The organism is Streptococcus australis (genome assembly GCF_003943615.1).
Taxonomy (GTDB): domain Bacteria; phylum Bacillota; class Bacilli; order Lactobacillales; family Streptococcaceae; genus Streptococcus; species Streptococcus australis_C.
The window spans coordinates 278,547-305,380 of record NZ_RJPZ01000002.1; the positions used below are offsets into that span (position 1 = coordinate 278,547).

The following is a 26,834-nucleotide window of genomic DNA, read 5'->3' on the forward strand; positions in this document are numbered from 1 at the left end:
AACCTCTTTCATCTCGAACTTTTTATGAAAGGAAGCTAGGAAAACTTAAACAGCTTACTTCCCACTGACTTCCTTTGTTGGACGATAAACTCTTGGTACGCGATCGCTCAAGACACAAACCACCTCATAGTTGATCGTGCCTCTATAGACTGCTACATCCGTTGCCGTGATAGCTAGATCACCATCTGTTCCAATCAATACCACCTTGGTCCCAATCGGATAGGCCTTGGGTAGGCGAATGGTGATTTGGTCCATGGATACGCGACCGACAATTGGACAGAATTGACCATCAATAAGGACATGAAAACCTTGCATATCTCTAGTCCAGCCATCTGCATAGCCAATCGGAATCGTCCCAATCCACTCTTCCTCAGTAGTCTGATAGGTCGCTCCATAGCCAACTGTCTGCCCCACCTCTAGTGGCTTGACATGCACCAATTCTGTTTCCAAACTTAAAGCAGGACGAATATTGTAAGGTAGTTCTAACTCTCTTCCACTTGGATTGAGGCCATACATGACATCGCCCAGTCGAACAGCATTAAAAATGGTATCAGCATGCCATAAAGTCGTTGCTGAATTGCTGGCATGAACGATTTCTGGAGTATAGGGTAAGAGCTCCAACAGGGTCCTAAACCGTTGCAATTGTCCTTGGAAATGACGGTCATCTTTCTCGTCAGCTGTAGCAAAATGAGTAAAGATCCCTTCCACTTCTGCTCCATGGTCTCTTAATAAGATCATAGCCTCTTGCAAATCTTCGGCTGAACGAAAACCAATCCGTCCCATTCCTGAATCCACTTTAATATGAACCTTCAAACCAGTCAAATCAGACTTTTTAGCTAATAAAGATTTCAACCACTCGAGACTAGCCACTGTATAACGAATTCCTTCTTTGATGGCAATCTCTATGAAATCTATTGGAGCAACTCCCAAAATTAAAATCGGCTTTTCACCAGATACTTGGCGAACTTCTATGGCTTCGTCTAGGTTGGAGACACAAAAAGCATCTACCATTGGCAATAAGCGTTCTACCACTGGCTCAACTCCATGGCCGTATGCATTGGCCTTGACAACCGCAAAGGTCAAGGTCTCTTTCGGAATATGGTCCTGTATTTGTCGAACATTATAGGCAATAGCCTCCACATCCACATATGCTCGCGTTGGTCTATGTATACTAGCTTTCATTTCTTTCCTCCAAAATGACACTGGTCGAAACTAAATCGCCTGAGTGACTAATCGAAACCCATATCTTTCCACTAAAAGGGGCTTTAGAAAAATAGGGAGCTCCTTTTTGATTGGTTAGAATTTCCAGATCCTGAAATCCTACTGGACCAATTCCTGTTCCCCAAGCCTTGGAAAAGGCTTCTTTTGCAGACCATCGTCCGGCCAGGTATTCCATTTTCCGTTTCCCGGATAATTGATCGAACCGTTCTCTTTCTGTCTCTGTCAATACCTTGGAAGCAAATCTGGGATGTCTCTGGTAGGCCTCTTCAATGGATTCGATCGATTCGATATCTATCCCATGTCCAACAATCATATCTATTCCTCTTTGATAATTCTCTATTCGCAACTCCATTTAAGAAGGAAAGGGCTGAGAATGTTTTCTCCAGCCCTCTCCTCTTATTCAGCTACATACTGATATATTTCTCGTACTAAGCTTTCTGTCTTTTCCCAACCCAAGCATGGGTCTGTGATTGATTGACCAAATACTTCTGGTTGATCTTGACGACCGTCCTCCAGATAAGATTCAATCATAAATCCACGAACCACATCATGGATAATTGGATTCCAGCTTCGATTACTAAGGGTCTCTCTGACAATGCGAATCTGTTCAGCAAATTTTTTCCCAGAATTATCATGATTGGTATCAACCAAGATAAATGGATGTTGCAATCCCAAGGCTTGGTAACGATGAGCAGCTTCTAGCAAATCTTCATAGTGGTAGTTTGGAATGTTTTTCCCATTCGCGTCTAAAGCTCCACGCAGAATAGCGTGTCCGAATGGATTTCCATTTGTTTCCACAGAACGACCATTATAGAAGAAATGATGCCCATGCTGTGCAGCATAAATCGCATTAAACATGACAGACAGATTTCCAGATGTCGGATTTTTCAATCCAGTTGGGACTGAAATCCCACTTGCCACAAAACGGTGGCCTTGATCTTCTACAGAACGGGCCCCAATAGCAACATAGGAAAGTAAATCTTCAACAAATGGGTAGGTCTCTGGATACAAAAGTTCGTCTGCTGTTGTCAATCCGGTTTCGGTAATCACTCGATGATGCAGGCGACGAACTGCCTTTAAACCAGCTACAAAACTTGGTTCTGAAGCAGTATCCGGCTGATGCATCAAGCCTTTATAGCCATCTCCATTGGTCCGAGGCTTGGCAGTATAGACCCGCATCACAATGAAGACCTGATCTTTGACTTCTTCTTGAAGGGCTGCTAGGCGACGAGCATATTCCATCACTGCTTCCTCATTATCTGATGAACATGGCCCCATCACAAGCAAAATGCGCTTGTCTTCTCCCTTTAAAATAGAGGCTAGTTCACGGTCACGCGCTTCTTTGCGAGCCAATTGTTCACCCTCTAAGCGATAAAGAGAAGTCACCGCTGTTTCATCAATGATTGGGCTAGTAGCTGTAAAAGACATAGGCAGATCCTTTCATACGATTAGAGTTTTTTACCGTGGCAGTTTTTAAATTTCTTACCAGATCCACATGGACAAATGTCGTTACGTTTGATTTGGCTCAAATCAAGATCTTCTGGTAAATCAGTTTTTTGAGCAGCAATATTACGAGTCGCTGTCGTTGAAATACTATGTTCTGTACGTGGGCGCTCTTGTTCGTGAATTTGAGCTTTCATCATGAGACGAGTCACATCAAACTCAATAGAACCAATCATATCGTTGAACATACGGAATCCTTCAGATTGGTATTCAACCACTGGATTATTTTGCGCATAGCCACGGAGACCGACAGCATTACGCAATTGGTCTAAGGCATCGATGTGATCTGTCCATTTACTATCCACAACACGAAGGATCAAGACTTTTTGGAATTCTCTAACTGCTTCTTCATCGCGTAATTTCGCTACTTGGTTTTCATAAACCTCTTCAGCTCGTTGGAACAAGTAATCAATCACATCTTTATCCGATTTGCCTTCAATATCGCTCTCTGAAATGGTATCTTCAGGGACCAAATTGTATTTGGCAAAGTTCAAGATAGCTTCCGTACGTTCTTCCTTGCTTGAGTGGCTTGCCCCTTCAACGATCCGTTTAATGGTTCGTTTGATCATGGCCTTGATTTCTGGAGCCAAATCACGATCCGCTGTAATCACATCATAGCGTTGAGAGTAGATAATCTCGCGTTGTTCCCGCATGACGTCATCATACTGAAGGACTTGCTTACGAGTGTCATAGTTGTTCCCTTCCACTCGTTTTTGGGCTGCTTCAACTTGACGTGTAAACATGTTGGATCGGATGACAGATTCTTCTTCGCTTAGTTTGAAGCGGTCTAGCAAGGCTTTGATGCGCTCTGAACCGAAACGACGCATCAACTCATCTTCAAGAGAAAGGTAGAATTGAGATTCACCCGGGTCCCCTTGACGTCCGGAACGTCCACGCAACTGGTTATCAATACGACGGCTTTCATGACGCTCTGTACCAATGACACATAGTCCGCCCAATTCACGAACCCCTTCACCGAGCTTGATATCGGTACCACGTCCGGCCATGTTGGTCGCGATGGTAACGGCACCACGTTGACCCGCATTCATGATGATTTGAGCTTCTTTGTAGTGGTTTTTCGCATTCAAAACTTCGTGGGGAACTCCTGCTTCGACCAAGAGACGAGATAAATAGTCACTGGTTTCAACGGCAACGGTACCCACCAAGACTGGTTGCCCTTTTTCGTAACGTGCTTTTACATCTTCTACTACAGCCTTAAACTTCGATTTCAAGCTTGGGTAAAGAAGATCTGGATGGTCAATACGAGCAATCGGACGGTTTGTTGGAATTGGAATGACGCGAATGTTGTAAATTTCACGGAATTCTTCTTCTTCTGTCTTACCAGTACCTGTCATCCCTGAAAGTTTTTTGTACATCCGGAAGAGGTTTTGGTAAGTAATAGAAGCTGATGTTTTGGTTTCTTCTTGGACTGGTACACCTTCTTTAGCCTCAATCGCTTGGTGCAAGCCGTCTGAATAACGACGTCCTTCCATGGTCCGACCTGTAAATTGGTCGACGATCAAGATTTCTTGATCCTCACTGACCACATAGTCGATGTCCAAAATCATGATATAGTTGGCACGGAGGGCATTGTCAATGTAGTGCGTTAAAGCAACATTTTCGATGTCATACAAGTTTTCAAGCTTAAAGTAGCTTTCAGCCTTATCAATCCCAGAATCTGACAAACCAATCGTTTTTGAAGGAACATCAATGATATAGTCTTCTTCTTCCAAAGATTTCACAAAGGCATCCGCCATGTGATAGAGTTGGCTAGTTTCTGTAGAAGTCTGACCTGAAACAATCAATGGAGTACGGGCTTCATCAATCAAGATCGAGTCTACCTCATCGACCAAGGCATAGTTCAAAGGACGTTGTACCATATTTTCGGCACGAACAACCATGTTATCACGCAAGTAGTCGAAACCGATTTCCGCATTGGTTGAATAGGTGATATCACAAGCATAAGCTTCTTGTTTTTCAGAAGGTGATTTTGCAGCCAGGTTGATCCCAACTGACAAACCAAGCCATGAGTACAATTCACCCATCTCTGTCGCATCACGTTCTGTCAGGTATTCATTGACCGTAACAACGTGAACCCCTTTACCAGATAGGGCATTCAAATACACCGGCATGGTCGCAGTCAAGGTTTTCCCTTCCCCTGTACGCATTTCTGGAACGTCACCATGGTGAAGAACAATCCCCCCCATGACCTGTACTTTATAAGGGAACAAGCCCAAGACACGCTTAGCACCTTCACGAACTACTGCGAAAGCTTCATAGAGGAGATCATCCAATGATTCACCATCTTGGTAGCGTTGTTTGAACTCTTCTGTTTTCGCCTTCAGTTCATCATCTGACAAGGCAGCCATTTGATCTTCATAGGAGAAGACCTTGTCTGCCATCTTTTCCAATCGTCTTAATTCACCTTTATCATTTTCGATAATTGTTTTTAATAAATTAGCCATTAGTATCCTTACTTTTCAAATTTCTTAAATTTTAAACGTTCTTTTTATTATAGCACACTGTAGCTTATCCATCAAGAAATTCCATTGATTAGAAGATGGTTTCCCCCTCTTTTTTCCCTTATCCATTTCACCTTTTGCTCATCTATTAGAAAAATCCTTAAAACAACAAAAGGTTAAGTACTTGACGACTCAACCTTCTATCTACGTTTATGGATGACTGACAATTAATTCCATCTCTTCTCCTGATAAGGTCCAATTCTGGATATCACTCGTTAAGATAAAATGTTCTCCTTTTCCAATCGGATAATCTACCCTATCTACCTGAAGACTTCCTTGCCCTGAGAGAACGCTCACCAAACTATAATCATGGGTCTTTTCAAATCGAACTTCCCCATTGATGACCCATTTGTGAACACCAAAGAAGTCATTGGCCACTAACAAAGTCGATGACAAGTGGTCAACTTTTTCCTCAACTGGTCGGCTATTTGCCGGAGCACCTAAGTTCAGGACATCAATAGACTGTTCAATGTGCAATTCACGTAAATTCCCTTGATCATCTTTGCGATCAAAGTCGTAAACTCGATACGTCGTGTCGCTTGATTGCTGGGTTTCCAAAATCAAGATACCCGAACCAATGGCATGCATGGTTCCACTTGGAACATAGAAGAAATCTCCCGCTTTCACAGGAACCCGTGCTAAAAGATCATCCCATTCTTTGGCTTCGATCATCTGACGTAATTCTTCCTTGGACTGGGCGTGGTGACCATAGATAATCTCCGCACCTTCATCCGCAGCAATAATATACCAGCATTCGGTTTTCCCAAGTTCTCCTTCATGCTCCATTCCATAGGCATCATCTGGATGAACCTGAACACTGAGCCAGTCATTGGCATCCAGAATCTTTGTCAATAAAGGAAAGACCGGTTCTGTTCGATCTCCAAATAATTCACGATGCTCTGCATAAAGTTGGTCTAACCCCATTCCAGCAAATGGCCCATTTTTAACAACAGAAACACCATGTGGATGGGCCGAAATAGCCCAGTATTCACCAACATGATCGCTCGGGATTTCATAGCCAAACTCATCTCGTAATCTAGTTCCACCCCAAATTTTTTCCTGCATGACGGATTGTAAAAATAACGGTTGTGACATACCTGCCTCCATATATCCTTGTATTCAATACCTTATTATACAAAATTTCATTCGTTTTTGAAAGCTCTACCAAGCCCTTCATCCCCTTTTTAATTTTTTGCACGTTTTTCGCATTTTTACCGGCTTTTCGCTATAATAGGTATATGAATCTCAAAGAATCCATTATCGAATTGGCTCACTCCATCGGTATTTCAAAAATCGGTTTTACCACCGCAGATGATTTTTCCTATTTAGAAAAATCCCTCCGCCTAGCTGTAGAGGAAGGCCGAAATTCAGGGTTTGAGCACAAAAATATCGAAGAACGAATCCAGCCACGCTTAAGTTTAGCTTCTGCTAAAACAATTATTTCCATTGCCGTTGCATATCCTCACAAGTTAAAACAACAACCTCAGAAGACAGCCTATAAACGCGGAAAATTTACTCCCAACAGTTGGGGCATAGATTACCACTATGTCCTACAGGATAAGTTGGACCGCCTGGCTAAAGGGATTGAAGAATTGACGGCTAACTTCGAATACAAGGGCATGGTGGATACCGGAGCCTTGGTGGATACTGCCGTTGCTCAACGGGCTGGCATTGGATTTATCGGCAAGAATGGCCTCGTCATCTCAAAAGAATATGGTTCTTATATGTTTTTAGGGGAGCTTATCACCAACCTAGAAATTGAACCCGACCAAGCAGTCGACTATGGTTGTGGAGATTGTAACCGCTGTGTAGAAGCCTGCCCGACATCTTGCTTAATTGGAGATGGCACCATGAATGCCCGACGTTGTCTGTCCTTTCAGACCCAAGACAAGGGGATGATGGATATGGAATTCCGTAAAAAGATTAAAACGGTCATCTACGGCTGTGATATCTGTCAAATCTGTTGTCCCTACAATCGTGGTCTGGATAACCCACTAGCTACTGACATTGACCCTGAACTAGCTCACCCAGAATTAATCCCCTTTATCGAGCTATCCAATGGTCAATTCAAAGAAAAATTCGGAATGGTCGCTGGTAGTTGGCGGGGGAAAAATATCCTTCAGCGAAATGCCATCATTGCCTTGGCCAATGCGAACGACCGGTCTGCCATCCCTAAACTTCTAGAAATTATCGAAACTTCGCAAAACCAGATTCATATTGCAACAGCCATTTGGTCTCTGGGGGAGCTGATTCGAGAAGTCACACCTGACTTGGTTGATTTATTAACTTCCCTCAAAAACCCAAGTCCTGCTATTATAGAAGAACGCGAACGGTTTTTCCAAAAATTCCATCTAGATGAAATAGAGATACAAAAATAGAGAGTGGGACAGAAATCGGTCATTCGTTAGAATTCGATTTCGTCGTCCCACCTCCGCACAGTTGAGTAGGGCTATAAAAGCTGATGAAATCAGCGTAGTAGAGCCCACTCAACCACTGCGTCTTGCTCGACTATCCAAAGACAATTGAGAGGCTAGGACTTTGGTCCCAGCCTCTTTTATAGTTCACCTCATCCTTCTTCCTGACCTTATTCTTAAAAAAGCCCCAAGGGATAAAACCAAAAGAACCCCCAAAGAATAGCAGATAAAAAACCAACCACAACATCACGAACAAAATGGACTCCAGCCAGAACACGANCCCCCGCCAATAGAAGAGCCAAGGACAGACCAAGGACCGATAGAAGAGGATGCACTCCCCAGGCTACTGTAGAAATGATCGCCGCAGAAAAGACGTGCCGACTTGGCATGGAACTTCCCTTCCCCTCTCGATTCAGTAACGGAGGGAAAGTCCCAAGCTCATAGGGACGCGGCCAATCCATTCGTTTTCGAATGACACTTAATACAATAAAACCAGTTGCTGGTACCAAAAGATAAGCAAGCACAATCCAAGTCTTGCTAGCCTTTAGATAGGCTGCCCAAAGAACATAGAAATAAAGGAGAGGCATCAACAAGGTGACGAGCCTATTGGTCCACTTTAATAAAGAAAGATAATAGGGATGGGTCACAAAAAATGGTCTAACCCGTTCATAGAACAAACATTCTTTTTTCATAAGGATTTTCTCTTCAATCAGTCATTTAACAAGCAACAGCTCAGCTAGATCAAAATCCCTTCCAGGTGATCGAGCTCATGCTGGCAAATCTGGGCCACAAAACCTTCTAAGCTTATGAGCTGAGGTTTCCAATTGGTATCACGGTAGGAAACTTGAATCTTTTCAAAGCGACTTGTCTTTCGACTTCCTGGCAAAGAAAGACAGCCTTCTTCTGTCTCATAAATCCCTTCTTTCTTAACTAGAACAGGATTAAAGAGAACCAAGGGCATCAAACCTAGTTGGATGATGATCACCCGCTTACGTACACCAATCATATTAGCAGCCATGCCAACACAGGCTTCCTGGTGAGCTCGTAGGGTATCTTGTAAATCTTGCGCCAAATACAAATCCTCTTTTGTCGCTTCTTCAGACACTTGACTCAAAAAGAAGGGATCCTTCATAATGGCTTTTTCCATCATTTCTCCTCTCTTGCTAAAAAAGAGAAGGTCATTCATCCATCTTCCCGACGAAGAACTCCCTCCCCCTAGCATTTTGATGCTTTATGTTATTTCAACCTTAACTTATTAGTCTTTTTTGCTGACTTGTTTTGCTAAGACAAAGTTACCCAAGGTCGCTGAACCATTTCCTGCTACTGCTGGTGTTACGATATAGTCACGAACATCTGGCACTGGTAAATAGCCGTTCAATAAGACGGTGAATTTTTCACGAACGCGATCCAACATGTGTTGTTGTGCCATCACTCCTCCACCAAATACAATCACATCTGGGCGGAAGGTTACAGTTGCATTGACAGCAGCTTGGGCAATATAGTAGGCTTGGATATCCCATACAGAGCTATTCAGTTCAATATTTTCCCCACGAATACCGGTACGAGCTTCCAAGCTTGGGCCAGCCGCAAGACCTTCTAAACAGCCTCTGTGGAATGGACACACACCATTAAATTCTTTTTCAACATCCATCGGGTGTTTGGCAACATAATAATGGCCCATCTCAGGATGTCCCACTCCACCAATGAATTCACCACGCTGGATGACACCTGCACCAATCCCTGTACCAATTGTGTAGTAAACTAAGTTCTCAATACGACCACCCGCATTATTACGAGCCACGACCTCACCATAAGCTGAGCTATTCACATCAGTGGTGAAGTAAATCGGTACATTCAAGGATCGACGGAAAGCTCCCACCACATCTACATTTGCCCAATGTGGTTTGGGAGTTGTTGTAATAAAACCATAGGTCTTTGAATTCTTATCAATATCAATCGGTCCAAATGAACCAATGGCTAAACCAGCAAGACTTTCAAATTTAGAGAAAAACTCAATACATTTATCAAGGGTTTCAATTGGGGTTGTTGTCGGAAACTGTGTCTTTTCAATGACGTTATTATTTTCGTCACCTACAGCACAAACAAACTTTGTTCCACCAGCTTCAAGACTTCCATATAATTTAGTCATATCAAACCTCTTTTTCAATTCTCTTTTTTTCTATTATATCACAAAGGGAAACGGTTCACTTCTATTCCTTATAGAAAAAACTACTCTTATTTATGTTTAAACATTAGGTGAGCGACTTTTTTATTCCAAGCCTCACCTCCAAACAAAATTCAAGGACTGGAGGAAGCCCTAACCAGTCCTTGAGTAATCCTATTTTAGATTATGCTTTTACTTCAATAATCGCATCGCCTTTAGCAACTGCACCATTAGCTACTGGAGTTACTGAAGCATAATCAGCTGTGTTTGTGACGATGACCATTGTTGTATCATCAAGACCAGCTGCTGCAATTTTAGCAGAATCAAATGTTCCAAGAACATCGCCAGCTTTGACCTTGTCACCTTGAGCAACTTTCTGATCAAATCCTTCACCGTTCATTGAAACTGTATCAATCCCAACGTGGATCAAAACTTCAGCACCATTGGCTGTCTTCAAGCCAAAAGCATGTCCAGTTGCAAAAGCAATGGTTACTTCAGCATCCGCCGGAGCATATACAACACCTTCAGTTGGTTTGATGGCAATCCCTTGTCCCATAGCACCACTTGAGAATACAGGGTCATTTACGTTTTCTAAAGCAACCGCTTGACCAATGATTGGAGAGATGATGGTTTCATCTTGAAGAGATGCTGGAACAGTTCCAGTTGTTTCTTCTTCAATAATTGCACCAGCTTCTTCGTCTTCTGCAGGAACTGATGAAGCTTCATCTTCGTAACCGAACATATATGTCAAACCAAAACTTAGTGCAGTTGTAAATACAACCATAAATACATATTTCAATAATTGACCGTTTAGATAGAGAAGTGTTCCTGGAATAATTGTAATACCAAATCCTGTACCAGCAAGGTTTAACATAGATGCAATCCAACCACCTACAGCACCTGCTCCCAAAGCAATAACGAATGGTTTCACATAACGCAAGTTCACACCAAAGATTGCAGGCTCAGTAATACCTAATAAGGCAGAAATAGTTGCAGGAAATGCTAAAGCTTTCACTTTTTGAGATTTTGATTTCACTGCCACCGCTAAAGTCGCACCAGCTTGTGCAGTCATAGCAGCTGTAATAATTGCATTAAATGGATCTTTTTTATCCGAAGTAATTAATTGCGATTCAAGAAGGTTAAAAATATGATGGACACCAGTAACGACAATCAACTGATGAACCCCACCGATAAGAAGACCTGCAAGGCCGAATGGTAAATTTAAAATAAACTTAGTTGCATTCAGTACATGTTCCTCGATGCTGTGGAAGAATGGTCCAATAATAAACAAAGCGAGGAATGACATGATTGTTAATGTAAATAATGGAACCAATAACAAATCTAAGACATCTGGAATTTTCTTATGGAGCCATTTTTCAAGTTTTGCACCAATTAGACCAACGAAGAAAGCGGGAAGAACTGAGTTCTGGAATCCAACTACATGATGGAAGATACCAAAGAATGTTGCTGCTTTAGAAGGATCTTCCGCTACAACCCACGCATTAGGAAGTGTCGGACTAACCATCATCAAACCAATTACAATTCCAAGAACAGGATTTCCTCCAAACACTCGGAACGCAGACCATGAAATCAAGGCTGGGAAGAAAGCAAACGCAGTATCTGTCAAAATTGTTGAATAGGTATAGAAATCTGTAGATTTAAATGCGTCTGCTGTAGTACCAAACAAAGCCAGCACTTGATCTTGAGCAATAGCACCACGAATTCCCATAAACAAACCAGTTGCAACGATTGCTGGCAAAATTGGGACAAAAACATCTCCGAAGGTACGGATTGCGCGTTGGAACCAATTTCCTTGTTTCGCTGCTTCAGCTTTCATTTCATCTTTTGAAGAAGTTGGCAAGCCTAGAGCTACTACTTCATCGTAGATCTTATTTACAGTACCAGTACCAAAGATGATTTGGTATTGACCTGAGTTAAAGAAAGCTCCCTGTACTTTTTCAATGTTCTCAACAACATCTTTGTTGATTTTTGATTCATCTTTAACCATCACGCGAAGACGAGTCGCACAGTGAGCAACACTGCTAACGTTCTCAACTCCACCGATTGCATCGATGACTTTTTTTGCAATTTCTGTATTTGACATTTGCAAAAATCTCCTTATTTTTTATTGTTTTGAAAACGGTTAAACCATCTCTACGCTCTTAATTGTACCACGTATTAAGAATATGTCAACCGTTTTGCAGAATGTTTTTGGTGTTTATTTGCGATTTTTGATTGTTTGAAAGATGGATTTCTTATTTTCATTCACTAAAAAGCCCGTATGCTCTATATAAAAACCTCTATCTTGTTTTTGAATTTTCAAAAACTTTCATACTTTCATTTATTTTCATAAACCGAAACTAGGCTTGACTTCGATATTTTATGATAAACGTTTGACATTTTTTCTCAATTATTTGGCCAAATTCTTGCTTTTTTTTTTAGAAATCGGTACTATGGAAGTAAGAAAAATTTTGGAGGAGTCAAATGGAATGGACAACCGAACTTCGGTACAAACGGTATGAAGACTGGACCGAAGAAGAAAAGAAACAAATTAAAGAAAATATGGCCAAATCCCCTTGGCATACTCACTACCATGTTGAACCAACATCTGGTCTCTTAAATGATCCAAATGGTTTCTCTTATTTTGACGGCAAATGGATCCTCTTTTACCAAAACTTTCCGTTTGGAGCCGCACATGGATTGAAGTCTTGGGTACAACTCGAAAGTGACGATTTAGTCCATTTTAACGAAACCGGAGTGAAGGTCTTTCCAGACACACCTTTAGATAGCCATGGAGCCTATTCTGGATCAGCTATGCAATTCGATGACAAACTTTTCTTATTCTATACAGGAAATGTACGAGATGAGAACTGGATCCGCCATCCCTACCAAATCGGGGCTTTGATGGACAAAGAAGGAAAGATTGAAAAAATCAACAAAATCTTGATTGATCAACCTGCTGATTCTACTGATCACTTCCGTGACCCACAGATTTTTAATTTCAAAGGCCAATACTACGCCATTGTCGGTGGTCAAGACCTTGAGAAAAAAGGATTCGTTCGTCTTTACAAAGCAGTGAATAACGATTATACCAACTGGGTTGAAGTAGGAGATCTTGATTTCAACAATGATCGTACAGCTTATATGATGGAATGTCCTAACTTGGTCTTCGTCGGCGAGCAACCTATCCTTCTTTATTGCCCTCAAGGTTTGGACAAAGCGGTCCTCGATTACGACAATATCTACCCAAATATGTATAAGATTGGGGCTTCTTTTGATCCTGAACAGGCTCGTTTAGTTGATGTATCTGAATTGCAAAACTTAGACTATGGCTTCGAAGCCTATGCAACTCAAGGCTTCAATGCTCCTGATGGAAGAGCCTTAACTGTTAGCTGGTTAGGTCTACCAGATGTCGCTTATCCATCTGATCGTTATGACCACCAAGGAGCTTTCTCTTTGGTCAAAGAGCTAAGTATTAAGGACGGTAAACTTTATCAATATCCAGTTGAAGCTATAAAAGAGCTCCGCTCCTCTTCATCCGAGTTTCGTAACAAAGAGGTTACCAACAATTGTTACGAGTTAGAATTAGCCTTTGAAGCGAATAGCAAAAGTGAGATTGTTCTCCTAGCAGATAAAGAAGGAAAAGGTCTTTCTATTACTTTCGATATTGCAAATGGTCAAGTCATTGTCGATCGTAGCCAAGCTGGTGAACAATATGCCCAAGAGTTTGGGACTACTCGTACTTGCCCGATCGAAAACCAAGCTACAACTGCTACTATTTTCGTCGATCATTCTATTTTTGAAATTTTTATCAACAAAGGAGAAAAAGTATTCTCTGGTCGCGTCTTCCCGCATGCTAATCAAACTGGTATTTTGATTAAATCTGGAACACCTACTGGAACATACTACGAACTAGACTATGGTCGCAAAGCTAACTGATGTCGCCAAATTAGCTGGCGTCAGCCCTACGACAGTTTCACGAGTCATCAATAAAAAGGGCTATTTATCTGAAAAAACTATCTCAAAAGTCAAAGAGGCCATGAGGGAGTTGGGCTACAAGCCTAATACAATCGCTCGGAGCCTACAAGGAAAATCAGCCAAATTAATCGGCTTAATCTTCCCAAAAATCAGTCATGTCTTCTATGCAGAATTAATCGATAAATTGGAAGAAGAACTGTTCAAGCATGGGTATAAAACCATTATTTGTAATAGCGAGCATGATTCTGAAAAAGAACGTGAATACATTGAAATGCTAGAAGCCAATCAAGTAGATGGTATTATTTCTGGTAGTCATAATCTGGGAATTGAAGATTATAACCGAGTTACAGCTCCTATCATCGCTTTTGACCGAAACCTATCACCTGAGATCCCTGTCGTCTCCTCAGATAACTACGCCGGTGGCGTCCTTGCTGCGGAAACCCTTGCCAAGACAGGTGCAAAGAAGATTATCATGATTACGGGGAATGATAACTCCAATTCCCCAACAGGTCTTCGCCATGCAGGGTTTGCTTCGGTACTGCCAGGAGCACAAATCATTAATGTTTCTAGTGATTATTCCCCCATTCGCAAAGAAATGGAAATCAAGTCTATCTTGACCCAGCAAAAACCTGATGCTATCTTTGCATCTGACGATCTAACGGCGATTTTGGTGATGAAAATTGCTGATGAACTCGGCATTTCAATTCCAGAAGACCTCAAAGTCATTGGCTACGACGGGACCTACTTTATTGAAAAATTTTTCCCCCGTCTAACCACCATCAAGCAACCTTTACAAGAGATTGCTCACCTGACGGTCGATCTTCTTCTACAGAAAATCGAAGGGAAAGAGGTAAAGACTACAGGCTATTTTCTCCCTGTTAGTGTTTTACCCGGCAAAAGTGTTTAAAAAAGGTTGGAAGATTCCAACCTTTTTCCTTATCATGATCAATCGAATTTCTATACTCAAAAAGAAACCACCCTCGGAGGTGGTTTCTTTTCTATCTTATTCTGCTTCCGTCACAAATTGGCTTAAGACACCATTCACAAACCGAGCAGATTTCTCATCTGAAAAAGTTTTAGCTAATTCAATTGCTTCATTCACCGCAACCAATTGGGGTGTATCAAAGGAAGTCATTTCAAACACACCCAAACGAAGAATGTTTTTCTCCACTAGAGTCAAGCGTTCTACGGTCCAGCCAGTTTTCAAGTGTTGGGCAATCTGTTGATCCAATTCATCCTTTGATTGACGAACACCCGATACCAAATTGAGGAGAAAAGCTGGAATTTCCACTTCCTGGTCTGTTTCCTCTTTGTCATGAGTAAAAGCAAATCGACACGCTTCTACAACATCCCCTTCATACTCTAAACTCATCAGAGCTTGAAAGGCACGCTCCCGTAGATCACGGCGTGATTCAAATAAAATATCAGTCATTGAGGAAATCCTCATTAAACAAATCTTTCAAATCAGGTTTCGCTGCTTTTTCAGTCACGATTCCGACTACATGGATGTTGACATCATCCAAGGTGACATCTGCCATATTGTAGACAGCTGTTTTTACTGCTTTTTGGATTGCAACCGCTACTTTAGGGACCGCCACACCATACTCTAGATAGAGGTAAATATCAACAGAGATTTGACCATCTTCTTGTGTACGAAGGTAAACCCCACGACCAAGAGCACGTTTTGAAAGGCTATCCGATACACTCTTGTTTTCAAGAGAATGAACACCATCTACTTTTGCAGTCGCAATCGCAATAATTTTTTCTAGCACACGAGGTGCAATGACGATTTCGCCGTATTGTTCAGTTGCCATAGAAGTTCCTTTCTATCAGACCTATTTTAGAGCTGATTAGGCACGAGAAACGTAAGTTCCTTCAGCTGTATTGATAATCAATTTTTGTCCTGCTTCGATGAAGTCTGGAACGTTAACCACAAGACCTGTTTCCATTGTAGCTGGTTTACCAGAACCTGTAACTGTAGCACCTTTAATAGATGGTTGAGTTTCAGCAACTGTCAATTCAACAGTTGTAGGAACAGTCACCCCAATCACTTCGTTTCCATAGAATTGGATTTTCACTTCTGAGTTTTCAAGGATGTAAAGCAACTCGTTCTCAACATTGGCAACAGGAATTTCATATTGGTCGTATGTTTCAGTATTCATGAAGTAAGCTGTGTCATCCATTTTATACAAATATTGAGCTGGTACTGTTTCAATAATAGCTTGCTCAAATTTTTCTTCTGGACGGTAGCTTGTATCAAAAGTTGAACCAGTACGAACATCACGCAATTTCATACGCATGATAGTATTTCCTTTACCTGGTTTGTGGTGGCTAGCTTCCAAAACGCGGATCAATTTTCCATCAGCTGTTTCAAAGGTCATACCAGCTTTCAACTTACTTGCTTCAATCATGTTTTCATACCTCTTTTTAAAAAATATATTACTCTTTATTTTACAGTTTATATCTCGTTTTGTCAATTTGTAACTTCAAACCCCTTGATTTTACTAGCTTTTTAGAAAATTATGATCTTTTCATTACCATATAGTTTTTTTCAAAAAGTTCCTAAAAAAGGTCACAAAAAAATACCCCATAGAGTATCTATCAATTTATGAGTTCAGCAGGCAAGATCTAGCACCCTCACACGGTGCTTTTTTTATCTTAAAAAATGGTAGGCGTCCGCGTACCAATGGGTACTCGAAGGCCTACCACTAGTTCAATTATAGCATATTTTATACACTTTTTCACATTTTAAAAGCTTTTAAAGAATTAATAATGCAAAAGGTGGCGTGTGCTTTTTATGTCAAAAACAAAAAATGGTAGGCCACCGCGCACCAATGGGTGCTCGACCGCCTACCACATATTCAATTGTAGCATATTTTATCATAAACAGCTCAGATTTCTCAAATCTGTCTCTGCAAATTTCCTTAGATCACAATCAATTCTTTTGGCGCAAGGGTCAAGACTTCACAGCCACTTTCCGTAATCAAAAGATCATCTTCAATCCGGACACCAGATAGACCTTCAATATAGATTCCTGGCTCATCTGTCAAGACCATCCCCGCCTTGATAACTTCTTTTGATGCTTGGTTGAAGTAGGGTTCTTCGTGGATATCCAAGCCAATTCCATGTCCAATTCCATGGCTAAAGTACTGACCGTATCCTGCAGCCTCAATAATGTCTCGAGGAATTTTATCAAAATCACGGAAACCTAGTCCATCCTTCGCTTCAGCAATGAGAGCTTGGTTGGCTTTCAAGACCGTTTCGTAAATTTCTCTTTCCTTATCGCTGACATGACCTGCATAAATGGTCCGAGTCATATCACTCACGTAATGGTTGTAAAGACAGCCAAAGTCCAAGGTCAAGGCATCCCCAGCAGAAATAATGCGATCACTAGGAGTCGCATGGGGCATAGCAGAGCGTTCTCCCGCAGCAGAGATGATATCAAAGGATACACCTGAAGCTCCCAATTCCCGCATTCTGAAATCCAGGAAGGTCGCAGCTTCTAACTCTGTTGTTTGACCAACCTTGATAAATTCAAGCACATCGAGGAAGGCTTGATCTGAAATACTGCAGGCCTTACGGATGGTTGCCACTTCTGTCTCATCTTTAATCAAACGAAATTCCATCACAAAATCAGACAAGGCCCTTAGAGAGACTCCTGAGAAAGCCGTTGCCAGACGGGTCTGATAGGCAACTGTGATCTCATCCTCAAAGCCAAGTTCATGGATAGCTGCATCTTTGACAATTTTTGCTGCTTCTTCCAATTCATTGCGAGTCTCAACAATCTCAACAAAGGGGAAACAAGTCGCATGGGCATGAATGGTATAGCGAGAATCTGTAAAGAGGACCACACGCTCTTCTGTTACCAAAACAGTCCCATTTGATCCCCAGAAACCTGTCAAATAGTAAACATTTTTCAAGTTGTTAATGAGGACAGCTTTTAGATCCTGTACCTTCATTTTAGTTCGTAGATTTGTAATTCGTTGGTTCATTGTAATTTCCCTTTCAAATACTGTCCTGTAAAGCTAGCTGGGTTGCTGGCTACTTCTTCTGGTGTCCCTGTTGCAATAATGGTACCACCACCGACACCACCTTCTGGTCCTAAGTCGATGATATGATCCGCTGTCTTAATCACATCCAAGTTGTGCTCAATGACCAAAACGGTATTGCCATCATCCACAAAGCGTTCCAAGACCTTGAGCAAACGAGAGATATCCTCTGTATGAAGACCTGTTGTCGGCTCATCCAAAATATAGAAGGACTTACCAGTTGAGCGCTTATGAAGCTCTGAAGCCAACTTCATCCGCTGGGCTTCTCCTCCGGAAAGTGTCGTTGCCGGCTGTCCCAGGGTCACATAGCCTAAGCCGACATCCTTGATGGTTTGTAATTTGCGATTGATCTTTGGAATGTGTTTAAAGAAATCGACTGCATCATTGACGGTCATGTCCAAAACCTGGGAGATATTCTTTTCTTTATAGTGAACTTCCAGGGTTTCACTGTTGTAGCGGCGGCCATGGCAGACTTCACACGGTACATAGACATCCGGTAGGAAATGCATCTCAATCTTGATAATACCATCTCCCGAACAAGCCTCACACCGGCCCCCTTTGACATTGAAACTAAAGCGGCCTTTTTTGTAGCCTCTTATCTTGGCTTCATTGGTTTGGGCAAAGAGATCGCGAATGTCGTCAAATACACCTGTATAGGTAGCTGGATTGGAGCGTGGAGTGCGGCCAATCGGGCTCTGGTCGATATCGATTAGTCGATCAATGTGCTCGACACCTGAAATGGTTTTGTATTTCCCTGGTTTCTCCGAATTACGATTCAATTTTTGCGCCAGCGTCTTTTTCAAAATGCTGTTAACTAAGGTTGACTTCCCTGAACCAGAAACGCCAGTGACAGCAATGAACTTACCTAGCGGGAAGCGCGCTGTCACATCTTTTAAGTTATTTTCAGCGGCCCCTGTCAGCTCGATAAAGCGTCCGTTCCCTACCCGCCGTTCAGTTGGTACTGGAATGGCCCGTTTACCAGAAAGATACTGACCAGTGATGGATTTGCTATTGCGGGCTACCTGCTTAGGCGTTCCAGCCGCAACAATCTCGCCTCCAAAGACTCCAGCCCCTGGACCGACGTCGATCAAGTAATCAGCTTCTCTCATGGTATCCTCATCGTGTTCAACGACGATCAAGGTATTTCCCAAATCACGCATCTTCTTAAGACTAGCAATCAGGCGATCATTGTCCCTCTGGTGAAGACCGATCGAAGGCTCATCCAAGATATAGAGAACTCCTGAGAGGTTGGAACCAATCTGGGTAGCCAAGCGAATGCGCTGACTCTCTCCCCCAGATAGAGTCCCGGCCGAGCGAGAAAGGGTCAGATAACTCAAGCCAACATTGTTCAAGAAGCTCAAGCGATCCTTGACTTCTTTGAGAATCGGACGAGCAATGGTCTCTTCATTCTTGGTTAATTTGAGATCGGCAATCACCTTAAGATGGTCCTCAATGGACAAGTCAGAGATTTGCCCGATATGCAGCCCCTTCTCTCCTCCTACCCGGACAGACAAGGCCTGGTCATTCAAGCGATAACCATGGCAGGTGGCACAAGTCAATTCATTCATGTAGGACAACATCTGATTGCGGGTGAAGTCACTAGAAGTTTCGTGGTAGCGGCGATTGATGTTGGTGACGACTCCTTCAAAAGGAATGTCAATATCGCGAACCCCACCAAATTCATTCTCATAATGGAAATGGAACTCCTTGCCATCAGACCCATAAAAAATTAAGTGGCGGTCTTCTGGAGATAAGTCTTCAAAGGGCTTGTCCATATCAATCCCAAACTGGATCATAGCCTGTTCCAACATCTGAGGATAGTAATTAGAGGAAATCGGGTTCCATGGTGCGAGCGCTCCTTCACGGAGAGTCTTGCTAGAATCTGGAACAACCAAATCCAAGTCCACCTCGAGCTTGATCCCTAGTCCATCACAATCTGGACAAGAGCCAAAGGGGGCATTAAATGAAAAGAGACGAGGTTCCAATTCAGGGACGGTAAAGCCACATACTGGGCAAGCATAATGCTCTGAAAAGAGCAGTTCATTGTCGTCCATGGTATCAATGACCACGTAGCCATCTGCGATCCGGAGGGCTGCTTCTACAGAGTCAAAGAGACGAGAACGAATGCCGTCTTTGATGACAATCCGGTCTACAACAACCTCGATGGTGTGCTGCTGACTTTTTGATAACTCTGGGACCTCTGTCACATCAAAGATCTCACCATCCACACGCACCCGAACATAGCCGTCTTTTTGGACCTTTTCGATGATCGTCTTATGCTGGCCTTTTTTCTTGCGAACAATGGGAGCTAAGATTTGCAGGCGTTGGCGCTCCGGCAGTTCCAAAACTTGGTCTACAATCTGCTCGACCGAAGAAGCGGTAATCGCCCCATGGCCATTGATACAGTAGGGAGTCCCCACACGAGCATATAGAAGGCGTAAGTAATCGTTGATTTCCGTTGTCGTTCCAACCGTTGACCGCGGATTTTTGCTGGTTGTTTTTTGGTCAATGGAAATGGCTGGACTTAAGCCATCAATCGAGTCCACATCGGGTTTTTCCATGTTTCCTAAAAACTGACGAGCATAGGCTGACAGGCTCTCTACATAGCGTCTTTGTCCTTCTGCATAGAGAGTGTCAAAGGCTAAGCTCGATTTCCCAGAACCCGATAAACCAGTAACCACGACCAGCTTGTCTCGAGGGATTTCTACATCAATATTTTTTAAATTATGAGCACGCGCTCCATGAATGACAATTTTATCGAGCATTTCTTCCACTTTTCATCAATTTATTTATCCTTCATTATATCAAATTTTTCAGCATTCTTTTATCCAAAAGCGTGCTTTTTCTGTTATAATGTTAAGGTGTAAAAAAACAAGGGGAGGCACCATGAAACAGGTCTTTTTATCAACAACGACTGAATTTAAAGAAATAGAGACACTGGAACCCGGTAGCTGGATCAACCTTGTCAACCCTTCCCAAAGTGAATCGATGGAAATCGCCTCTGCTTTTAACATCGATATTGCCGACTTACGGGCACCACTCGATGCGGAAGAAATGTCTCGTATGACCATCGAAGATGAGTATACCTTGATCATCGTAGACGTTCCCATCAAGGAAGAGCGGAACAATCAGACCTACTATGTCACTATCCCTTTGGGAATCATCCTAACAGAAGAGGCCATCATCACCACTTGCTTGGAAGAGTTGCCTCTCCTAGATACCTTTATCAATCGTCGCTTGCGGAATTTCTATACCTTCATGCGATCCCGCTTCATCTTCCAGATTCTTTATCGCAATGCGGAACTGTATTTGTCCGCGCTTCGTACCCTGGATCGTAAGAGTGAACAGATTGAAAGTCAACTGCACAAATCAACGCGTAATGAAGAGCTGATTGAGTTGATGGAGCTGGAAAAGACCATTGTCTACTTCAAGGCCTCTTTGAAAACCAATGAGCGCGTGATCAAGAAATTGACCAGTGCCACTAGTAACATCAAGAAATACCTGGAAGATGAGGATCTCTTGGAAGATACCTTGATCGAGACCCAACAGGCCATTGAGATGGCGGATATTTATGGAAACATCCTCCACTCCATGACCGATACCTTCGCATCGATCATCTCTAACAACCAGAATAACATCATGAAGACCTTGGCCATGGTGACCATCGTCATGTCCATCCCAACCATGATTTTCTCAGCCTACGGGATGAACTTCAAGAACAATGATCTTCCGCTCAACGGGGAACCTAATGCCTTTTGGCTCATTATCTTTATCGCCTTCGCCATGACCGGCTCCCTCGTCGTCTACCTCATCCATAAAAAATGGTTCTAACACCTACAAATATAACTAAGGAGTATGTATGTCTCAATTTGATTTGACCCAATTAAGTAAGAAAAACCAAGAATTCGTTCGTATCGCTAAACACCAATTAATTGAAAATGGCAAAACAGAAGAAGAGGCTACCAGCCTGATTGAAGAGATTCTTCCAGCTATCTTTGAAAACCAACCAAAAGGAGTAACGGCGCGAACTCTCTTTGGTGCGCCAACTGCTTGGGCCAATGCATTTAGCAATCAGGAACGCTATGAAAAAGAGCATCCAAAAGAAAATGATACTCCTCTTCTCATGATTACGGATTCCTTCCTTCTCGTCTTCGGTCTCTTTGCTGCGATTTCAGCCTTCATGAACTTATTTGCACCTCAGGGAACTACTTATGGACTTCTCACCTTGACTCTTGGTAGCTTGGCTGGTGGGGTTGTGCTCTATTTGATGTATTACTACTTCTATCAGTACTACGATGTTTCAAAACGTGGCATGAAACGTCCGGCTCTAACCAAGTCACTCCCTATCTTAATGTTGGCGATGATTCTTTGGGTGGTGATTCTCATGGTCACTGCTCTGCTCCCACAATTCCTCAACCCGCGTGTACCAAACTGGTTCATGCTCTTACTCGGTGGTGGGGCTCTTCTTCTCCGCTACTACTTGAAGAAAAAATACAATATCAAGAGTGCCAATACAGCACCTCAACGACGCTAAACAAAAACGGATGAAAATTTCATCCGTTTTTTGATTTACTATATTTCCTTGTTCAACCTTTTTGAAAAATAGAGAACTAAGTCATCATTGTTCTCACATGGACTGTAAGGGGCCAAGGGCTGATCCCTAAACCAAATTCCAGATCCATCTGGGATATACCCCCGTTTAACATAAAGCCTTTGAGCTGGGCCATAACCCGAGTGTAAACCAACCCCTAAAGTAACAATCTCTGACAGTAGCCCGACTCTTTTTTCCGCCTCCTCTAGGAGTTGATTCCCAATTCCTCGATTTCTAAATGGCTCAAAAACATTAAAATCAGTTAGTTCAGGATAGACTCCCACGAAAGGACCGTGCTTGGCATCAGGCAATATAGTGATATAACCTGCCACAAATCCATCCGACTCAGCTACTAATACGTCCCTCTCTCCATTCTCCTGATCCTGCAAATAGCTGGTCAAGATATCCTCTCTACCCGGCCACCCTTGATGGATAAAGGCTTGAGAGATCTCTTCAATATCAGATTTCATCATCCTTCTGATGATCGTACTTTCCTTCATGTTGCGCTCCTTGATACATTTCTCCCCTCATTATAGCATGATTAGAGCTTGGGAAAGGTCAAAGAGGTCCCCCGGACCTGAAAAAAAGACCCGTAAGGGTCTTTTCTTTAATCTTCGTTTACGAAAGGCATCAAAGCCATTACGCGAGCGCGTTTGATAGCTGTTGTTACTTTACGTTGGTTCTTCGCTGAAGTTCCAGTTACACGACGAGGAAGGATTTTCCCACGTTCTGAAACGAAACGGCTAAGAAGCTCAGTATCTTTGTAATCAACATATTCAATTTTGTTTGCTGCGATGTAATCAACTTTTTTACGGCGTTTGAATCCGCCACGACGTTGTTGAGCCATGTTTATTTCTCCTTTATAGTTTTAATTCGTTAAACCCATTCTTAGAATGGTAGATCGTCATCCGAGATGTCCATTGGATTAGCTCCGAATGGATTGTCATCACGTCCAAAGTTTGGTGTTGCGTTCGATGGTTCAGATCCTCCAAAGCTTGGAGCTGCATTTCCTGCAAATCCTCCAGCTGAAGCATAGCCTCCACCAGCTTGTCCTTCACGATTCGCGCGGCTTTCCAATAATTGGAAGCTGTCCGCTACGACTTCAGTGACATAAACACGTTGACCTTGCTGATTCTCATAATTACGAGTCTGGATACGACCTGTAATCCCAACTAAGGCACCCTTTTTAGCCCAATTTGCTAAATTTTCAGCTTGTTGACGCCAAATCACACAGTTGATAAAGTCCGCATCTCGTTCACCATTTTGGTTTTTAAAATTACGGTTAACAGCAAGTGAGAATGTCGCAACAGCCTGATTTTGAGGGGTATAACGAAGTTCAGCATCTCGAGTCATACGACCTACAAGTACAACATTGTTAATCATTAGTCACCTTCTTTATTCGTTAGGGCTTACGCGTCAACTTTTACGATCATGTGACGAAGAATGTCACCGTTGATTTTTGAAAGACGGTCGAACTCGTTAAGAGCTACATCGTCGTTCGCTTCAACGTTTACGATGTGGTAAAGTCCTTCACGGAAATCTTGGATTTCGTATGCAAGACGACGTTTTTCCCAATCTTTTGATTCAACAACAGTTGCACCGTTGTCAGTCAAGATAGAGTCAAAGCGTGCTACCAAAGCGTTTTTAGCTTCTTCTTCAATGTTTGGACGAATAATATAAAGAATTTCGTATTTAGCCATTGATATGTTCCTCCTTTTGGTCTAATGACCCCAAGTCTTCGCAAGGGGTAAGTGAGGTTTGCTCACAAGAAACTATTATACCAGACTTTGGGATAGATGGCAAGTAAAAATACGTTCTCTTCATTCTTTTTAAAAGATTTCTTTTCCTACTATTGCTCTCTATAATTTTTTACAGCAAGGAAATCTCCTCCTTTCCTTAAAGAAAACTGATATCAGTTAGCTTTAAGAAAGAGCCGTTATACTACCTTCATCACAAATAAGAAACGAGGAACGGTTATGAATTATTTAGTCATCCCCGCTTATCAACCCGATCAAAAACTTCTCAAACTGGTTCAAAAACTGAGAGAAAAATGTGACTTCTCCATTATCGTTGTGGACGATGGTAGTTCTGAGGAGTGCCAAGCTATTTTTGAAAAATTAGACGGACTAGCTACAGTCCTTCACCACGAAGTGAACCTTGGAAAAGGAGGGGCTCTCAAAACAGCCTACACCTACATTCAAGAGCAAGGGCAATACGGGACAGTCATCACTGCCGATGCCGATGGCCAACATAAGGTATGGGATATCTTCCGCGTGGCCAAACAGTCGCAAGAAAATCTAAACCAATTGATTTTAGGGGCACGCGCCTTTTCAGGCAAGGTTCCTTTACGTTCTGCTTTTGGAAATAAGCTGACCCGCTTCTTGTTCAAGCAACAAACAGGGGTCCCTGTGACGGATACGCAGACTGGACTTCGAGCCTTTACAACTAATATGATCCCCTTTATGTTAGAAATCGAGGGGCAACGGTATGAGTACGAAATGAATGTTCTCCTCGTAGCGAGCAAGTCCTTCCCCATCTTGGAAGTTCCGATTGAAACAGTCTATATCAATGATAATGAAGGGTCCCACTTCCGCCCTGTTCGAGACGGCCTCATGATCTACAAGGACATGTTCAAGTTTGCCCTCTCTTCCCTGAGTAGCTTTATCGTGGACTACCTGGTCTACGCCTTCTTCCTTTTCGTGATGATGGCTGTGCCGATTAGTCTCCGGATCCTCCTTGCAAACGGGATCGCTCGTGTGACCAGCTCCATCTTTAACTACTCAACTAACAAACGGCTAGTCTTTAAGAACAAAGACAGCCTGGCCCGAACAGGAAGTGGTTACTTGGGACTTGCTATTGGACTCTTTATTCTCGATACCCTCTTGATTCGACTTTTCTATACAAGCTTCGGTCTCCATTTGCTCCTCAGCAAAGTGATCGTCGGACTCTTGCTTTTCGTCGTCTCATGGCTGATTCAGAAAAAAATCATTTTCAAGGAAAGGACCGCACCTACTCATGAAATTCTTTAAAAAATCTTATACTTATGCTGCTTGTTTTGGTATCCTGCTAACGAGCTCCTTCAGCTATTCTATGCTTAAGACCTTCGTCTTATCGGATGCCATCCAAACAGTCAAAGCTACGACTACTGATACTAAAGCCGCTGCACAAGCTGCAGCTTCTGCAACAACGACCGATACCAGTTACTCCGATGACAATATCCAGGTAAACTTGACAGAAAAAACAGTTGCAAACACCCAGGTTTACATTGCAGATATTACGGTTAGCTCTTCAGACTATCTCAAGACGGCTCTAGCCCAAAATACCTATGGAACAAACGTGACCGCCAAAACATCTGTCACTGCAGCTGAGAATAATGCTATTCTAGCCGTCAATGGAGACTACTACGGAGCTAACAGCACCGGCTATGTCATCCGAAATGGAGTGGTTTATCGCGATACGGTTCGGGAAGACTCTAGCAATGGCGACCTAGCCATTTATAAGGATGGTTCCTTCAAAATTATCTACGAAGATGAAATCTCAGCTGAGCAATTGGTCAAAGATGGGGTCGTCAATCTCCTTGCCTTCGGACCTTCCTTGGTTGAAGATGGAGAAATTACCGTCGATACTAACTCAGAGGTGGGACAATCCATGTCTTCTAATCCACGAACAGCCATCGGGATTATCGATGAAAACCACTACATCATTGTCGTCTCAGATGGACGGACTTCAGAGAGTGAAGGGCTTTCTCTCTACCAATTAGCTGAAGTAATGAAATCTTATGGCGTCAAAACAGCCTACAACCTAGATGGTGGTGGATCTTCTACCCTTTACTTCAATGGCCAAGTTATGAACAAACCAACAACAAATGGTACTATCTCAGAAAGGGCGGTGAGTGACATTGTCTACATCGGTTACTAATCCTATTAAACAACGAGTGAAAAAGACCATCCTCTGCTACACTCTGATCTCAGCCTTCTTCTTTGTCGGAAGTCGCATCTACGAATACTTTAGTTTTGGTGAGACCTCTGCCTTCATGCACTATCTCTTCTTGATTCCTTTGATCGGTGGTCCCCTACTAGTGGCTATCCAGTTAGTGATTAAAGGTCTTTCTCGAATCACTCTCAACCTTTGGAACTCAGCGGTTGCTACGGCAACTACGGGGGCCCTCTACCGAGGCATTGTCAATCTATCGGGTCGTTCGACAACTCTGGACCAACCCTACTATTATGTCGCAGGCATCTTCCTAATTCTCGCCCTCGTCAGCCTCTTCTTTGTCCGCAGTGTCTGGGTGGAAGAAACAAAATTGACTACTTAAAATTAAAAGCTCTTATTCATAATAATTGGATAAGAGCTTTTGGATCTTTTACAATACTATCTATAAAAAAAGAAATC

Annotated in this window: 26 protein-coding genes; 8 read left to right on the forward strand and 18 right to left on the reverse strand. The window is 42.5% G+C overall.

The genetic code is table 11. The features are described 5' to 3' along the window. Positions 1 to 54 precede the first annotated feature (54 nt). From alr to manA, 5 genes are all read right to left on the reverse strand, one after another. Positions 55 to 1,182: an alanine racemase gene (alr, locus tag D8785_RS03270; RefSeq protein WP_125374480.1), complete on the reverse strand. Its 1,128-nt coding sequence runs from the start codon at positions 1,180 to 1,182 to the stop codon at positions 55 to 57. After that, positions 1,172 to 1,534, reverse strand: coding sequence for a holo-ACP synthase (gene acpS / locus D8785_RS03275; protein WP_125374481.1), 363 nt, complete (start codon positions 1,532 to 1,534; stop codon positions 1,172 to 1,174). The genes alr and acpS overlap by 11 nt, the downstream gene beginning before the upstream one ends. An 83-nt stretch (positions 1,535 to 1,617) precedes the next feature. Further along, complete coding sequence (locus D8785_RS03280) at positions 1,618 to 2,649, reverse strand: 3-deoxy-7-phosphoheptulonate synthase (protein ID WP_120701666.1); 1,032 nt, start codon at positions 2,647 to 2,649, stop codon at positions 1,618 to 1,620. 20 nt (positions 2,650 to 2,669) lie between these two features. Further along, positions 2,670 to 5,189, reverse strand: a complete 2,520-nt coding sequence (gene secA, locus D8785_RS03285) for a preprotein translocase subunit SecA (RefSeq protein ID WP_023024235.1) — start codon at positions 5,187 to 5,189, stop codon at positions 2,670 to 2,672. Positions 5,190 to 5,396: 207 nt separating this feature from the next. Next, a complete protein-coding gene (manA, locus tag D8785_RS03290) occupies positions 5,397 to 6,341 on the reverse strand; it encodes a mannose-6-phosphate isomerase, class I (RefSeq protein ID WP_125374482.1) in 945 nt (314 codons plus the stop codon). A gap of 143 nt (positions 6,342 to 6,484) precedes the next feature. Here manA and queG point away from each other — a divergent pair, with 143 nt between their 5' ends. Beyond that, positions 6,485 to 7,624, forward strand: coding sequence for a tRNA epoxyqueuosine(34) reductase QueG (queG, locus tag D8785_RS03295; protein ID WP_117744630.1), 1,140 nt, complete (start codon positions 6,485 to 6,487; stop codon positions 7,622 to 7,624). Between the two features lie 212 nt (positions 7,625 to 7,836). On the opposite strand, the gene D8785_RS03305 is transcribed toward queG, so the two are convergent. The 4 genes from D8785_RS03305 to D8785_RS03320 form a co-directional block, all read right to left on the reverse strand. Next, entirely contained in the window at positions 7,837 to 8,352 is a 516-nt protein-coding gene (locus D8785_RS03305) for a phosphatase PAP2 family protein (protein WP_125374483.1), read from the reverse strand. A gap of 44 nt (positions 8,353 to 8,396) precedes the next feature. Further along, positions 8,397 to 8,807 carry a peptide deformylase gene (locus tag D8785_RS03310; RefSeq protein WP_117744632.1) on the reverse strand — a complete coding sequence of 137 codons (411 nt, stop codon included), beginning with the start codon at positions 8,805 to 8,807 and terminating at the stop codon, positions 8,397 to 8,399. Between the two features lie 108 nt (positions 8,808 to 8,915). After that, on the reverse strand, positions 8,916 to 9,809 hold the full coding sequence (scrK, locus tag D8785_RS03315; protein ID WP_117744633.1) for a fructokinase ScrK: 894 nt from the start codon (positions 9,807 to 9,809) through the stop codon (positions 8,916 to 8,918). 199 nt (positions 9,810 to 10,008) lie between these two features. After that, complete coding sequence (locus D8785_RS03320; RefSeq protein ID WP_123159523.1) at positions 10,009 to 11,928, reverse strand: sucrose-specific PTS transporter subunit IIBC; 1,920 nt, start codon at positions 11,926 to 11,928, stop codon at positions 10,009 to 10,011. A 380-nt stretch (positions 11,929 to 12,308) separates the two neighbouring features. Between D8785_RS03320 and D8785_RS03325 the strand changes: the two genes are divergently transcribed. Then, on the forward strand, positions 12,309 to 13,763 hold the full coding sequence (locus D8785_RS03325) for a sucrose-6-phosphate hydrolase (RefSeq protein WP_125374484.1): 1,455 nt from the start codon (positions 12,309 to 12,311) through the stop codon (positions 13,761 to 13,763). After that, positions 13,744 to 14,709, forward strand: coding sequence for a LacI family DNA-binding transcriptional regulator (locus tag D8785_RS03330; protein ID WP_023024250.1), 966 nt, complete (start codon positions 13,744 to 13,746; stop codon positions 14,707 to 14,709). The genes D8785_RS03325 and D8785_RS03330 overlap by 20 nt, the downstream gene beginning before the upstream one ends. 96 nt (positions 14,710 to 14,805) lie before the next feature. On the opposite strand, the gene nusB is transcribed toward D8785_RS03330, so the two are convergent. From nusB to uvrA, 5 genes are all read right to left on the reverse strand, one after another. Further along, positions 14,806 to 15,234: a transcription antitermination factor NusB gene (gene nusB / locus D8785_RS03335; protein ID WP_023024252.1), complete on the reverse strand. Its 429-nt coding sequence runs from the start codon at positions 15,232 to 15,234 to the stop codon at positions 14,806 to 14,808. After that, positions 15,227 to 15,616 carry an Asp23/Gls24 family envelope stress response protein gene (locus D8785_RS03340; protein WP_006595687.1) on the reverse strand — a complete coding sequence of 130 codons (390 nt, stop codon included), beginning with the start codon at positions 15,614 to 15,616 and terminating at the stop codon, positions 15,227 to 15,229. The genes nusB and D8785_RS03340 overlap by 8 nt, the downstream gene beginning before the upstream one ends. A gap of 36 nt (positions 15,617 to 15,652) precedes the next feature. Beyond that, positions 15,653 to 16,213, reverse strand: a complete 561-nt coding sequence (gene efp, locus D8785_RS03345; protein WP_023024254.1) for an elongation factor P — start codon at positions 16,211 to 16,213, stop codon at positions 15,653 to 15,655. A 513-nt stretch (positions 16,214 to 16,726) separates the two neighbouring features. Continuing rightward, complete coding sequence (locus D8785_RS03350; RefSeq protein WP_125374485.1) at positions 16,727 to 17,794, reverse strand: M24 family metallopeptidase; 1,068 nt, start codon at positions 17,792 to 17,794, stop codon at positions 16,727 to 16,729. Continuing rightward, entirely contained in the window at positions 17,791 to 20,616 is a 2,826-nt protein-coding gene (gene uvrA, locus D8785_RS03355) for an excinuclease ABC subunit UvrA (protein ID WP_125374486.1), read from the reverse strand. Before uvrA ends, D8785_RS03350 begins: the two co-directional genes overlap by 4 nt. A 121-nt stretch (positions 20,617 to 20,737) precedes the next feature. On the opposite strand from uvrA, the gene D8785_RS03360 reads away from it, so the two are divergent. Together D8785_RS03360 and D8785_RS03365 are read left to right on the forward strand one after the other, a co-directional pair. After that, complete coding sequence (locus D8785_RS03360; RefSeq protein WP_023024261.1) at positions 20,738 to 21,682, forward strand: magnesium transporter CorA family protein; 945 nt, start codon at positions 20,738 to 20,740, stop codon at positions 21,680 to 21,682. A gap of 28 nt (positions 21,683 to 21,710) precedes the next feature. Continuing rightward, positions 21,711 to 22,385, forward strand: a complete 675-nt coding sequence (locus D8785_RS03365; RefSeq protein WP_123160581.1) for a DUF1129 family protein — start codon at positions 21,711 to 21,713, stop codon at positions 22,383 to 22,385. A gap of 38 nt (positions 22,386 to 22,423) precedes the next feature. Here the strand turns inward: D8785_RS03365 and D8785_RS03370 are convergent, their stop codons facing one another. The 4 genes from D8785_RS03370 to rpsF all read right to left on the reverse strand — a co-directional run bounded on the left by D8785_RS03370 (position 22,424) and on the right by rpsF (position 24,142). After that, positions 22,424 to 22,942: a GNAT family N-acetyltransferase gene (locus D8785_RS03370; RefSeq protein ID WP_123160582.1), complete on the reverse strand. Its 519-nt coding sequence runs from the start codon at positions 22,940 to 22,942 to the stop codon at positions 22,424 to 22,426. Positions 22,943 to 23,049: 107 nt separating this feature from the next. Further along, the gene (rpsR, locus tag D8785_RS03375) at positions 23,050 to 23,289 is read right to left on the reverse strand and encodes a 30S ribosomal protein S18 (RefSeq protein ID WP_000068664.1); all 240 of its coding nucleotides are present in this window, start codon (positions 23,287 to 23,289) and stop codon (positions 23,050 to 23,052) included. A 41-nt stretch (positions 23,290 to 23,330) separates the two neighbouring features. Further along, positions 23,331 to 23,825: a single-stranded DNA-binding protein gene (locus D8785_RS03380; RefSeq protein ID WP_006595680.1), complete on the reverse strand. Its 495-nt coding sequence runs from the start codon at positions 23,823 to 23,825 to the stop codon at positions 23,331 to 23,333. Positions 23,826 to 23,851: 26 nt separating this feature from the next. Continuing rightward, positions 23,852 to 24,142, reverse strand: coding sequence for a 30S ribosomal protein S6 (gene rpsF, locus D8785_RS03385; RefSeq protein WP_023024266.1), 291 nt, complete (start codon positions 24,140 to 24,142; stop codon positions 23,852 to 23,854). A 276-nt stretch (positions 24,143 to 24,418) separates the two neighbouring features. On the opposite strand from rpsF, the gene D8785_RS03390 reads away from it, so the two are divergent. The 3 genes from D8785_RS03390 to D8785_RS03400 are packed head-to-tail and all read left to right on the forward strand — an operon-like array spanning position 24,419 to position 26,757. Beyond that, positions 24,419 to 25,471: a bifunctional glycosyltransferase family 2/GtrA family protein gene (locus D8785_RS03390; protein WP_125374487.1), complete on the forward strand. Its 1,053-nt coding sequence runs from the start codon at positions 24,419 to 24,421 to the stop codon at positions 25,469 to 25,471. After that, entirely contained in the window at positions 25,458 to 26,360 is a 903-nt protein-coding gene (locus tag D8785_RS03395) for a phosphodiester glycosidase family protein (RefSeq protein ID WP_125374488.1), read from the forward strand. Before D8785_RS03390 ends, D8785_RS03395 begins: the two co-directional genes overlap by 14 nt. Further along, a complete protein-coding gene (locus D8785_RS03400; RefSeq protein WP_125374489.1) occupies positions 26,341 to 26,757 on the forward strand; it encodes a hypothetical protein in 417 nt (138 codons plus the stop codon). The genes D8785_RS03395 and D8785_RS03400 overlap by 20 nt, the downstream gene beginning before the upstream one ends. Positions 26,758 to 26,834 lie beyond the last annotated feature (77 nt).